General features: G+C 69.1%; 12 protein-coding genes. 11 read left to right on the top strand and 1 reads right to left on the bottom strand.

Annotated features, from left to right (window positions below):
• The first annotated feature begins 5 nt into the window (after nucleotides 1-5).
• The 6 genes from CMC5_RS36910 (at nucleotide 6) to CMC5_RS36885 (ending at nucleotide 4,844) form a co-directional block, all read left to right on the top strand.
• Nucleotides 6-500: an SRPBCC family protein gene (locus CMC5_RS36910; RefSeq protein ID WP_050434794.1), complete on the top strand. Its 495-nt coding sequence runs from the start codon at nucleotides 6-8 to the stop codon at nucleotides 498-500.
• Complete coding sequence (locus CMC5_RS36905) at nucleotides 487-825, top strand: ArsR/SmtB family transcription factor (protein ID WP_050434793.1); 339 nt, start codon at nucleotides 487-489, stop codon at nucleotides 823-825. Before CMC5_RS36910 ends, CMC5_RS36905 begins: the two co-directional genes overlap by 14 nt.
• A gap of 196 nt (nucleotides 826-1,021) precedes the next feature.
• On the top strand, nucleotides 1,022-1,294 hold the full coding sequence (locus CMC5_RS36900; RefSeq protein ID WP_050434792.1) for a hypothetical protein: 273 nt from the start codon (nucleotides 1,022-1,024) through the stop codon (nucleotides 1,292-1,294).
• 853 nt (nucleotides 1,295-2,147) lie between these two features.
• Nucleotides 2,148-2,720 carry a Uma2 family endonuclease gene (locus tag CMC5_RS36895; protein ID WP_050434791.1) on the top strand — a complete coding sequence of 191 codons (573 nt, stop codon included), beginning with the start codon at nucleotides 2,148-2,150 and terminating at the stop codon, nucleotides 2,718-2,720.
• A gap of 687 nt (nucleotides 2,721-3,407) precedes the next feature.
• Nucleotides 3,408-3,986, top strand: coding sequence for a hypothetical protein (locus CMC5_RS36890; RefSeq protein ID WP_050434790.1), 579 nt, complete (start codon nucleotides 3,408-3,410; stop codon nucleotides 3,984-3,986).
• A gap of 456 nt (nucleotides 3,987-4,442) precedes the next feature.
• Nucleotides 4,443-4,844 (top strand): hypothetical protein, encoded by a 402-nt coding sequence (locus CMC5_RS36885; protein ID WP_156339138.1) that lies wholly within the window; start codon nucleotides 4,443-4,445, stop codon nucleotides 4,842-4,844.
• A gap of 58 nt (nucleotides 4,845-4,902) precedes the next feature.
• Here the strand turns inward: CMC5_RS36885 and CMC5_RS36880 are convergent, their stop codons facing one another.
• Nucleotides 4,903-5,652: a hypothetical protein gene (locus tag CMC5_RS36880; protein ID WP_050434788.1), complete on the bottom strand. Its 750-nt coding sequence runs from the start codon at nucleotides 5,650-5,652 to the stop codon at nucleotides 4,903-4,905.
• A gap of 288 nt (nucleotides 5,653-5,940) precedes the next feature.
• Here CMC5_RS36880 and CMC5_RS36875 point away from each other — a divergent pair, with 288 nt between their 5' ends.
• The 5 genes from CMC5_RS36875 (at nucleotide 5,941) to CMC5_RS36855 (ending at nucleotide 11,758) form a co-directional block, all read left to right on the top strand.
• Complete coding sequence (locus CMC5_RS36875; RefSeq protein ID WP_050434787.1) at nucleotides 5,941-6,741, top strand: hypothetical protein; 801 nt, start codon at nucleotides 5,941-5,943, stop codon at nucleotides 6,739-6,741.
• A 44-nt stretch (nucleotides 6,742-6,785) separates the two neighbouring features.
• On the top strand, nucleotides 6,786-7,271 hold the full coding sequence (locus CMC5_RS36870; RefSeq protein WP_050434786.1) for a type II toxin-antitoxin system RatA family toxin: 486 nt from the start codon (nucleotides 6,786-6,788) through the stop codon (nucleotides 7,269-7,271).
• A gap of 49 nt (nucleotides 7,272-7,320) precedes the next feature.
• Entirely contained in the window at nucleotides 7,321-8,019 is a 699-nt protein-coding gene (locus CMC5_RS36865) for a hypothetical protein (RefSeq protein WP_050434785.1), read from the top strand.
• Between the two features lie 234 nt (nucleotides 8,020-8,253).
• The gene (locus CMC5_RS36860; RefSeq protein WP_050434784.1) at nucleotides 8,254-9,048 is read left to right on the top strand and encodes a TetR/AcrR family transcriptional regulator; all 795 of its coding nucleotides are present in this window, start codon (nucleotides 8,254-8,256) and stop codon (nucleotides 9,046-9,048) included.
• A complete protein-coding gene (locus tag CMC5_RS36855; RefSeq protein WP_063796729.1) occupies nucleotides 9,038-11,758 on the top strand; it encodes a phosphoenolpyruvate synthase in 2,721 nt (906 codons plus the stop codon). Before CMC5_RS36860 ends, CMC5_RS36855 begins: the two co-directional genes overlap by 11 nt.
• Nucleotides 11,759-11,760 lie beyond the last annotated feature (2 nt).

Below are 11,760 nucleotides of genomic sequence, written 5' to 3'. Positions count from 1 at the left end.
GCGTGATGACATCACCCACGGATCGCATCGAAAAGAAGGTTCACCTGCGGGCGCCGCGCGAGCGCGTCTGGCGTGCGATCAGCCGGTCGGCCGAGTTCGGGACCTGGTTCGGCATGCAGGTCGACGGCGAGTTCGCCCCCCACACGACGCTCGGAGCGCGCATCGTGCCGACCCAGGTCGACCCCGAGGTCGCCGAGAAGCAGAAGGCCTTCGATGGGGCGCCCTTCGAACTCTACATCGAGCAGATGGAGCCCATGCGGCTGTTCTCGTTCCGCTGGCACCCGTACACCGTCGAGAAGCAGGACTACGGGACCGCGCCGACGACCCTCGTGGTGTTCGAGCTGGAGGACGCCGACGGCGGTACGCTCCTCACGGTCAGCGAGTCGGGATTCGACGAGATCCCGCTCGAACGCCGCGCCAAGGCCTTCGCCGACAACGAGGGCGGCTGGGCGATCCAGACGCAGCTCATCGCCAGGTACCTCGCCCATGCTGGCGGGTAGCGCTGCCGTCGACCGAGAGGCGGTCCCCGTGTTCGCAGCGCTCGGCGACGAGCACCGCCTCTCGCTCGTCCGGCGCCTGTGCAGCGGCGGTCCCACGTCGGTCACCCGGCTCGCCGAGGGCGCAGGCATCACCCGGCAAGGCGTGAGCAAGCACCTGCGCGTGCTCGAAGGCGCCGGCCTGGTGCGCAGCATCCGGCGCGGGCGCGAGAGCATCTGGGAACTCGATCCCGGGCGCATGCTCGCCGCCCAGCGCGCCCTCGACGAGATCTCCCGGGAATGGGACGCGGCGCTCGGCCGCCTCAAAGCGTTCGTCGAGACGCCCTGAAGGGGGGCGGGCGTCCTCGCTGTGGAGGAGGGGACTGGTCGCCTTCAGGCCGGCACTGCCTGCTCGGGGGTGGCTCGTTCCCGTGGCTTCTCTTTCCGTCTCGACCGAGGTGATGCGGTCTCTTCGCGGCTGAAGCGGATTCTCGTGCTCGGCTGAGGAGGAGGCTCGGGATGAAAGCCACCTCTTTCCCCCTGGAATGGCCTTCGCGATCCTCAGAAAGGGCTACGCCGCGACGCAAAGGCGACTTGCTGGCAGGGGAAAGCGGTCCGACGAGACGGAAAGGCAGTTCGACGGCACGAGAAATCGGTTCGACGAGACGCGAAAGCGGTTCGACGGCACGAGAAATCGGTTCGACGAGACGCGAAAGCGGTTCGACGGCACGAGAAATCGGTTCGACGAGACGCGAAAGCGGTTCGACGGCACGAGAAATCGGTTCGACGAGACGCGAAAGCGGTTCGACGGAGAGTGAACGCGGACCCTGTGGGAAGGTCGACGCTTCGTGTCGTGGAAGGTCCAATGGCTGAACGGGGAAGCCGATTCGCTGTCACGTGAACACGGTTCGACGACACGGGAAGAAGGTTCGCCGTCACAGGAGAGAGATTCACGGACGCAGGAAGCTGGATCGACGGCACGTGAACGCGGTTCGCTGCCAAGGGAAACTCGTTCGACGGCACGTGAACGCGAATCGACGCGACACGAAAGCGATTCGCTGTCTCGTGATGGACCGTTGGATGGTGAAGATGTGCGCATGAGGTGGGATAACGATGGATGCCTGTCACGCGAACGCGGTTCGCTGTCACGGGAAAGCAAACCGACGCCACGCGAACGGCGATCGCTGTCACGGGAAAGCAAATCGACGCCACGCGAACGGTGATCGCTGTCACGGGAAAGCAAACCGACGCCACGCGAACGGCGATCGCTGTCACGGGAAAGCAAACCGACGCCCAGAGAGCGGCCATTGCCTCCCCGGGAAGGCGAGTCGACACGAAGCGACCAGCGTTCACGTCACGCAACGATGGCGCCATCGCAGCGTTGCAGGCGCTCGTCGCCAGCGATGACGATGCTGTCGCTGCCGCGACGCGCGCCATGCGATGGGGCGCCAGTCCTTGTCGTCTGAGCTCCGCGCACCTGCCCTGGTGCTGGCGTCACCACCACCATCACTCCCGACCTGGGTGGCCGCCGTCGCGAACGCGAGAGCCGACCTTCCGCTCATCCCTGCGGGTCATCCCGCTTTGGAGGCGCGTCGTCTGGCCTTGCTCCGCTCGGCTGGCGCATTCGTCATTTGACCGCGGAGCCATCCCTGGCGCGCTACCATCGTGGCGATGGGTGGACCCGCGGAAAAACGGCCTGCTTCTGCCACTGTTGCCGATCTCGAAGCGGTGCCGCAGGACATGATCGCGGAGATCATCGGAGGCGTGCTTTACAGCTTCTCCAGGCCGGGCAGCCGCCACGCCAAGGCAGAAGGCATCTTGCTGGCCGATCTGGGCGGTCCCTTCATGCGGGGCCGCGGGGGGCCAGGTGGCTGGTGGCTCTTGCCGGAGCCGAAGCTCCAGCTCGGCGCAGACTTTCTCGTGCCCGATCTCGGTGGGTGGCGCCGCGAACGCCTGCCAGAGATCCCGGAGACCACGTTCTTCACGCTTCCGCCGGACTGGGTGTGCGAGATTCTCTCCCCCTCGACGGCGATGCATGACCGGGCGGCAAAGATGCCGCTCTACGCGGCTGCGGGCATCCCGTGGATCTGGCTCGTCGATCCGCTGGCACAGACGCTGGAAGTGTTCCACCTCGGGCCACGCAAGCTGTGGGAGCTGGAGCAGGTGTTCTCGGGTGACGACGTCGCGCATGCGACGCCCTTCGAGGAAGTGGCGCTGGAGCTGTCGGCGCTCTGGATCGGGTAACAGCGACAGCGACCGAATGGGGACCTGGGTCCGCTCCGCGACGAGCGACCCTGGAGCGTCACGCCGCTCGGCGCGTCCTCATCACAGGGGGTGGTCTCTCTCAGGGTGGTCTCTCTCAGGGTGGTCTCCTTCATGGGTGGTCTCTCTCAGGGGTGGTCGCCCTCGATTGGAGAGCGGAACTCCCCAATCGGTCCACAAAACTCCCCGATCGGTTCCTGGAACTCTCCAATCGGTGTGACCGTCTCCAGGAGCAAGATGCCTCGGCCTTCGGGCGCGATGTCGTGAACTGCCGAAGCGATTGTTGGTTCCGCTGTGACAAGAATGGCGCTCACCGCGAGCTGACCTGGGAGGCCTTGCTCACGGTCCACCGCTTGCATTGTGCATGGGTCCCCAGCCTTGCGGTCAGATCGCCATGGGTGGCACGAACCCTGCGTTCTTCTGCACATTGCATCGCGTATGCCAGCGTCGCGTCACGGGCGTGCTTCGTGGTGGGTGAGCGCGCGCGTTCTTGTCTGGCGACGTCAGGTGAAAATCGTCTCGCGCAAATCATGAAATGCGCCTGGTCGCATTGACAGACGAGCTCGCCGGACACATTGAGTGTGGCTGTACCGTCCGGGCGTCTCGCGGGCGGCACAATAACTACGCACGCGCTCCTGCTGGAGTGCACCGAACCAAGGAACGACGACGATGACGACGCTTCTCACGAAGACGTATGAGGGCCCCCTCGTGTTCGATTTTCAGTCGCTGGGGGGATTATTGAGGGAGCTGCCGAGGCGAGGGACTCGGGGGCTGCGACGACAGAAGCCGGGCTGGGAAGCGGTGGCGCTGGAGCTCTCGACGCGCTTGCCAGTCCACGCGGATACGCTCCGGATCGCCTCGGATCTCGGTCTGCAGATCGCGACGTTGAGTGCGCGGCTCGACGCGGTGCGCACCTTCAAGAGGACCGCGGACAAGCTGGCCGAGGTGGCCGCGGAGACAGAGGCGTTCATGGAGGACCAGCGCGAGGGCCTCATCGCCCTCGTGGTGGAAGCGGTGCGCAAGGGGGCGAAGCGCACGGATCCTGCGCTGATGACGGCCTTCGAGAAGACCGTAGGTTACCACGGGCAGCACGGGGCGAAGGCGGCGCAGACCCGGCGCCAGAAGGAGGAAGCCGCAGCCGTGCAGGCCGCAGAGGCTGCGGAGAAGGCAGCGGATCTGTCTGCGGTGGAGACCACGGCGGTGGTGATCGCTGGGGGCGTCGAATGCGAGGTGTGTTCGCAGGCGTGACCGGCGGGCTACGCAGCAGCGCTCCGGGCAACGCCGTGCGGTGTGGCGCCGAGAGGTGCGGCGCTGCCGAACCGTGAGGATCAGGGCGCGAGGAGGGTTCGAGACGCGGACTCCCCTTGCGCCCTTTCCTTTGTGCAGCCGTGCAGCTCAGCGCAGGCGTGCAGCTCGGTGCAGCAAGGACGGCGGCCACGTCGGCCGAAGCAAGGGTGCGCGATCCCACGAAACCATGTGCAAGGTGAGGGGTCGAAGCCTCACTTGCTGCCGTCGAGAGACCGCAAGGCCAGGTGGTCCAGGGCGGAGAGGGTAGCAAACCCGCTGAAATGCCGCGGGATCTGGGTGGCATGCGTTCTGCAATTCCAGGTCGCATCAAGCACTCGCGCCGGCCGGCGGTCGGCACCTGAGCAGGAGCCAGAAGAGCTTATGAGCAAGACGAGCATGAAGAGGTGCGGAACCCTGATGTCCTTTGCGTTCGCGGCGTGCAGCGCGCTGATCGGGTGTGGCGGGACGCTCCACTACGATGTGCAAGGGAGTGGGCAGGCCACGGGCGCCGACGTGAAGATGAGCGCGGACGTGAGCGAAGAGACGTCGATGACGCGCATCAACATCAAGGCCGCGCATCTGCCGCCGCCCGAGCGTCTGGAGCAGAGCGGGACGGCGTTCGTGGTGTGGACGCGACCGAGTGATGGGCCCTGGCAACGGGTCGGGGCGCTGAACTACGACAAGGACGAGCGCTCCGGGGAGCTGCTCGCTGCGAGCGTGCCGCTGGTGGCGTTCGAGCTGATGGTCACGGCGGAGAAGGCGGCTGCGCCGATGGTGCCCTCGACGGCGATCGTGGCGTCGCAGCACGTGGCGCCTTGAAATCCGTGGCGCCCTGAAGTCCAGGGCGCCGACTCGTGCTCGGAGGCCGGTCGCGCGTTCAGCGGGCGGTGCGAGAACCAGCCGCGCCGCGGCGGGCAGCGCCTCGGCCCACCAGGGCGAGGGCGCCAGCGAGGGGCATGAGCCACCCCCAGGAGTTCTCCTGGGGTGGTGCCGTGGTGCAGGCACACCCGCCGGAGCCAGGAGGGACGGGCGGGGGGGCGCTGTCCGTCGGAGCAGGCGAAGGCGCTGCGACCGAGGGCACTGGCGAAGCGCCGGGGGGAGGCGAGGCAAAGGTGCTGGTCGACGTGCCGGTGGGCTCGGGGAGAGGCGCGGGCGGCTCGGGGGGGCCGTCGCCAGGGGCCGGGATGACGGGCGGCGGTGGCGCTTCGGTCGGCAGACCGCTGTTGAGCAGGGCGACGTCCTCCTTGGCGTCGGCCAGAAGGGCAGAGCGGGTGCAGATGCTCGCCCAGAGGCCGCCGTCGTAGGTGTCGGCGTAGATGAGCCGCTCTTCGCCCTGCTTGAGGTTGAGGCCGCAGCTCGCGCCGTGGGAGGAGGTGGAGACCTCGACGGTCTTGCCAGAGACGCCCTTCCAGGCCCGGGAGACGGCGAACTTCGCGACGACGTTCCCGCCGTCCTTGGGCCGGGTGACGGAGATGATCCTGCCAGCGAAGACGGCGGAGGCCTTCTGGAGGGCGACCTCGACGGGGGGCGAGGGGATGCAGCTACAGGCCGAGGCGACGTCGGGCTGGGCCAGCGTGACGAGCGCGGTCGCGGCGGCGAGGAAGAAGGAGCGGGTCAGGGAAAGCACGGGGGGACTGTACCACCACCGTTCATTCCCTCACGGCGCGGTCGTCGTTTCGCAGGGGCGTGACGCCGCGGTTTCGCAGGGGGTGACGTCATGGTTTCGCAGTGCGTGATGCCGTGGTTTCGCGGTGCGTGACGCTGTGGTTTCGCGGGGCGTGACGCCGTGGTTTCGCAGTGCGTGACGCCGTTCCTGGTGGCGACGAAAGGCTGCGTGGAGGCTTCTGGCGTCGGGGATGCGATGTATCCTCGCGGCCGAGCGGTGCGTTTCGAGGCGCGCCGACCGAACCAACGTATGTTTCAAGAGAACCGGACCCCTCTCTGCGTCGTGAAGGCCCGTGGTGGGCTCGCCTTGCTCACCGCGCTCGTCGCTCTCGGGACGGGCGCTTGCGGGGGGGGCCAGAGCGCCGTCGCGCCGATGGCGCGCACCCCCGACAACATCCGCACGGAGGCCGCGGTCCTCGTTCAGTTCGAGGCGCGCTCCAGCGAGACGTGGTCGCTGCGCCGCGCGGACGAGTCCGTGGTGTGTCGGCTGCCTTGTCGGTACTGGGTGGACCCAGCGAATCCGCTCACGGTGCAGCTCGAGCGGTACGATCGGGCGGAGCTGTCCGATACGTCGTACGTCGTGCCGGCGTACCTCCCCGGTCACGGGGACGAGGTGTTGACGGTGAGCGTGGACCGCACGCACGGGCTCGGGACGATGGGGAAATACATCGCCGCGCCGCTGGGGGCCGTGTTCTCCCTGATGGGAGGGAGCTTCCTCGGCATCGGCATCGCCAGCCTGGCCACGGGCTCGGAGAACACGACGACGAGCGTGAACGGGGGCGTGAACGCCGGGGTTGGGCACGTCGAGGCAGAGTCGAACACGTCCGGGGTCGCGGCGTCGGTGACGTCGATCGCGGTCGGCGTCGGCGGGGTGGCGCTGGCCGCGCTGTGCTGGGTGTGGTTCGCACACGATCGGTCGGGGAAGATGGAGATGAGCCTCCGGGAGGAGGGGCCCCGGGCCAGGCTGCACCTGCTCCCCGCGGGGGTCGCGGTGGAGACGAAGAGCACGCGCGGGGTGGTCACGCCGCTCGGCGCGCAGTTCACGTTCTGATCACGTCCTGGCGTTCGCGTCGGACCTTCGGGGGGGGAGCCGTCATGTCCACCATCCAGACATCCGTCGAGATCGAGGCGCCCATCGCGCCGCTCTTCGATCTCATGCAGGACTACGGGCTGAGGCTGGAGTGGGATCCGTTCCTGCGATCCATGCGGTTCCAGGACGGTGCTCCAGAGGCCGCGGTCGGGGTGCGGGTCTGGGTGCGCGCGCACAACGGGCTGTCGATGGAGGTGGAGTACATCACGCTCAGGCCACCGGAGCAGGTGGCCGTGAACATGGTGCGCGGGCCGGCGATCTTCCGGCAGTTCTCGGGGGCGTGGGTGCTCAAGCCGGTCACGGAGACGCGGACGCGGGTGACGTTCCGGTACCACTTCGCGCTCCGGCCCGAGATCCTTTCGCCGCTGCTCGACCCGGTGGCCAGGTGGGTGATGACGCGGGACATGGAGCAGCGCATGGCCGCGCTCAAGAAGAGTGCCGAGACCACGGACATCCTGCGGCGGCTGCCCGAACGACCGTCGCGGTCGTGAGGGTGCGAGCGGCCCCCACGCGGCCGAGTTCACGTGCTACCACGAGCGCATGAGCATCGACGCCATCGCCGTGCTGCGTCCGAGAGACCCTGCTGTGCTCGAGCCGTATCTCGATCTCGATGAGGACAGCGAGGAGAGCGAGGGCCTCTACGCCGAGGCGCTCGACGATGGATCGTTCCTGGTCCACACGTTCCAGGAGTACGCGCTGTTCGCGGAGGATGCGGGCGCAGGGCAGGAGTGGCTCGCGCAGTTCGGGGAGGATGTCGGCGACATCCACGATGATCCGCGAGGGATCTTGTTCTTCCCCGACAGCATCGAGCCGGAGGGGCAAACCTACGAAGCGGTCGTGGCCGAGGTGGGGGAGCAGGGCGTCTGGGTGAGCATGGCGGCGCTGGTCCCCGCCGAGGTGGAAGGGGAGGGGAGCGCGTTGCCCTTTGCGGCTGCGGGGATGGCCGGAATGGGATTGCGGGAGGTGGCCGATCTGGCGCAACAGCTCCTGTCGAGCTTCGATCTGGGCGCGCTGATCTCGGCAGAAGATCCGACGAAGGCGCTGGCCGAGATGCAGCGGAAGATCGGGGCGCAGTTCGGCGCTTCGGGGGCATTCGCCGAGTTCGCAGACGATGCGGAAGAAGGCGATGCGGAAGAAGGCGACGCGGGCGAGGGGCGCTACGACGACGAGTTCCCGAGCGACGACGAGTTCCCCGGGGATGACGAGGACGAGGGGAGCGGGAAGCCAGGCGGTCGTTAGGCGGCCCGTGGTCCGTCGTCAGGCGGTCGTCAGCGGTCGGTGATCGTCAGGCGGTCGGTGGGTCGAGGGAGCACGCGGGGTCGGGCGTCGGGCCACCCGGGGGCGTTCGCGCCGATGCGCTGACGGAGCGGACGGTCGCAGGCCTGCGATGCGCCTCGGTTGGCGTTGCGCGGGGGTGCACCTTTCCTGTGCTGGACATGTTGTTAATTGTAACTAACATGATGTCCAGACGTCATGAAAACGCCACTGGACGAACGCGCGCGCTTGCTCGGGGAGGCGGCCGCCTTGATCCGGGAGAGCAAAGGGTTCTCGGTGGCCGGGCTGGCCGAGCGGGTGGGGCTGTCGCGCGCGGCCGTCTACCGGCTGGTGGGTGGGCACGAGGCGATCCTGGGCGCGCTGCGCGCGGCGGGGCAGGTCGATGAAGGGGAAGCGGCGCGGACCGATGCGCGAGAGCGGATCCTGGACGCGATGACGGAGCGGCTCCGGACGCAGCGCTTCGGTCGGCTCACGGTGGAGGAGATCGCGGGCGAGGCGGGGGTCTCGGCGATGACGGTCTACCGTCACTTCGGAGATCGGCCGGGGCTCTTGCGGGCGTTCATGGAGGAGCGGTCGCCCCGAGGGGATCTGCGCGCGCTGCTGAAGGGCATCGGGAACGACGAGGTGCCGGAGGTGGTGCTCACGGCGCTCGCCCGGAGGGCGCTGGGGTTCGCGGCGGCGTTCCCGCACATCGTGCGGATGCTGATCTCGCCGGATCCCGAGGAAGACGAGCTGCTGCGGCCGCTGCGCAACGGGGGAAACCGTGGTCGGGAGGCGCTCGCGAGCTACCTCGACGCGCAGATGCAGCGGGGTCGGCTGCGCCATGAAGACGCGGCGCTGCTGGCCGAGCTGTTCGTGGGGATGGTGGTCGCGCTGGCGCTGAAGAGGTCCGGGCCGGGAGACCTCGACGCGGCCGCAGGGCTTCTGGTGCGCACGTTTCTCGAGGGGCATGCCACGCGAGGTGGCGGGGAAGGAGTGGGTCATGGGAGCTGAGAGCAAGTCGCCGTGGGTGCTGCCGTTCTCGTCGATCGGGGAGGCCGAGGTGCCCCTGGTGGGAGGGAAGGCCGGGAGCCTGGGGGCGCTGCGGAGCGCAGGGCTGCCCGTGCCGGATGGGTTCTGCGTGACGACGGCCGCGTTCCGCGATGCGCTCGCGGGGGATCCGGCGTTCACCGCGCTCCTCGATCGGCTGGACGAGGTGAAGGCGGGGGAGCTGGCCACGGCGCGCACCGTGGGCGCGGCGCTGCGGGAGCACGTGAGCGGGCGGGGGATGCCCGAGGCGATGCGCTCGGCGATCCTGGAGGCGTTCTCGGTGGTGGGCGAGGGGCACGCGTATGCGGTGCGATCCAGCGCGACCGCGGAGGATCTGCCGCACGCCTCGTTCGCAGGGCAGCAGGACACGTACCTCAACGTGCGGGGGCCCGAAGCGCTGCTCGCGCAGGTGCGCGCGTGCTGGGCGTCGCTCTACACGGACCGGGCGATCCTCTACCGGATCGAGCAAGGGATCCCGCACCGGGATGTGGCGCTGTGCGTGATCGTGCAGCGGCTGGTGCAGGCGGAGAAGGCGGGGATCCTGTTCACGGCGCACCCGATCACCGGGCACCGGCAGCGGATGTCGATCGAGGCGGGCTGGGGGCTCGGTGAGGCGCTCGTCTCCGGCATCGTGTCGCCGGATCGGTACACGGTGGACCGGCGGGATGGGCGGGTGGTGGAGGTGGCGTGCGGGGAGAAGCTGGTGGCGATCCGGTCGGTCGCCGGTGGGGGGACGGAGACGCAGACGCTGAGCGAGGCGGAGCAGCGGGCGCGGGTGCTCGACGAGCGAGAGCTCTCGGAGCTGACGGCGCTCGGCGCGCGGGTGGAGGCGCTGCGGGGGTGTCCGCAGGACATCGAGTGGGCCATCGCCGAAGGGACGCTGTTCCTGCTCCAGGCGCGGCCGATCACGTCGCTGTTTCCACTGCCGTCGCCGGCCCCCGAGGACGGGTTCGGGCACCTGTACATGTCGTTCAACCACTTCCAGGTGATGACCGACGCGATGCCGCCGATGGCGCTGCACGTGTGGCAGCTGGCGCTGCCGTTCGGGAGAACGCCCGGGGAGGTGCGGGAGAGTCCCTGGGCGAGTCACGCGGGGGGGAGGGTCTACGTGGACCTGTCCTACGCGCTCCGGTCGCGGGTGGTGTCGCGCGCGGTGACCACGGCGCTCGGTGCGGCGGATCGGCTGGTGCAGGCTGCGGTGCGGGAGGCCGGGGCGCGGCCGGAGCTGTCGCCGGGCAGCGGGCCTGCAGTGTCGACGCGGAAGTTCCTGGGGCACATCGTGCCGGTCGCTGGAGCGGCGGTGGGGTGGATGTTCTTCCGCCCGACGTCAGGGGCGATCAGCCACCTGACGGGGTGGCTGGAGGCGGAGGCGGAGGCGGGAAGGCTCGCGTTGCTGAACGAGGCGCCACTGGCCGAGCGGGTGCGGACCGCGCGAGCGCTGATGGCGCTGAGGATCTACCCGCTGATCCGGAAGGTGCCGCCGATGGTGCTGGCCGGGATCGCAGCGGGGAGGCTGTTGCGCGTGCTCGTCGAGGGGCCGGAGGAGGACTTCGTGGCCCTCGGCCGAGGGCTGTCGGGCAACGTGACGACGGAGATGGATCTCGCGGTCGGTGACCTGGCGGATCTGGCCCGGGAGCACCCCGCGGTGGCGGCGCGGCTCGTCGAAGGGGGAGCCACCGTGGAGACGCTGCGGGGCGTGGAGGGCGGAGAGGCGTTCCTGGGAGGGCTCGACGCGTTCCTCGACAGGTACGGTGCGCGTGGGCCGTCGGAGATCGATCTCAGCAGGCCTCGGTACCGAGACGCACCTGGGTCGATCCTGGCGGTGGTCGCCGGGAACCTGCGCACGGCGAAGCAGATGAGCGATGCGGAGGTGGTGGAGGACAGCGGGCGTGGGGCCCACCGCGCGCACCACGCTCGGCTTGCGCGCGAGGCGGAGATGGCTGCGGGGCGGCTCCTCGAGACGGCGCGGCGTGGGTTGCTCGGGAAGGTGAAGGTGCCGCTCGTGCGCCGGTTGATCGGGACGCACCGGGATCTGGTCGCGGCGCGGGAGCACCCGAAGCTGCTGCTCATCAAGACGCTGGATGCGGTTCGACACCTCGTCCTCTCGGCGGGCGCAGGGCTCGTGGCGGCGGGCCGGCTGGAGCGCGCGGACGATGTGTTCTTCCTCGATCTGCACGAGCTGGAGGCCGCGTTGCGGCATCCGGAGGAGCCGCTGCGAGAGCGGGTGGCCAGCCGTCGTGAGGCGCTGGCGCGCTTCCAGGAGCTGTCGCCGCCGCGGGTGATGACGGAGCAGGGGGAAATCGTGACGGCGAAGCACGCGGAGGGGTCGGCGCCTCGTGGTGCGCTGGTGGGGAGCCCGGCGTCGTCGGGGATCGTGGAGGGGCTGGCGCGGGTGGTGCTCGATCCCGCCGTGGAGGTGCTGGAGCGCGGCGAGATCCTGGTCGCGCCGTTCACCGATCCAGGATGGACGCCGCTGTTCGTCAACGCGGCGGGGCTGGTGATGGAGGTGGGTGGGATGATGACCCACGGCTCGGTCGTCGCGCGGGAGTACGGGATCCCGGCGGTGGTGTGCGTGCCGGGGGCGACGCGTGCAATCCGCACCGGACAGCGGATCCGGGTGCATGGCGACGGGGGGTACGTCGAGATCCTGGAGGGCCCCGCCGCTTCGGCGTGAGC

Origin of the sequence: Chondromyces crocatus, assembly GCF_001189295.1 — a bacterium.
Lineage (GTDB): Bacteria > Myxococcota_A > Polyangia > Polyangiales > Polyangiaceae > Chondromyces > Chondromyces crocatus.
The sequence above is the reverse complement of the archived record's forward strand: the minus strand, read 5'-3'. Positions and strand labels throughout refer to the sequence as shown.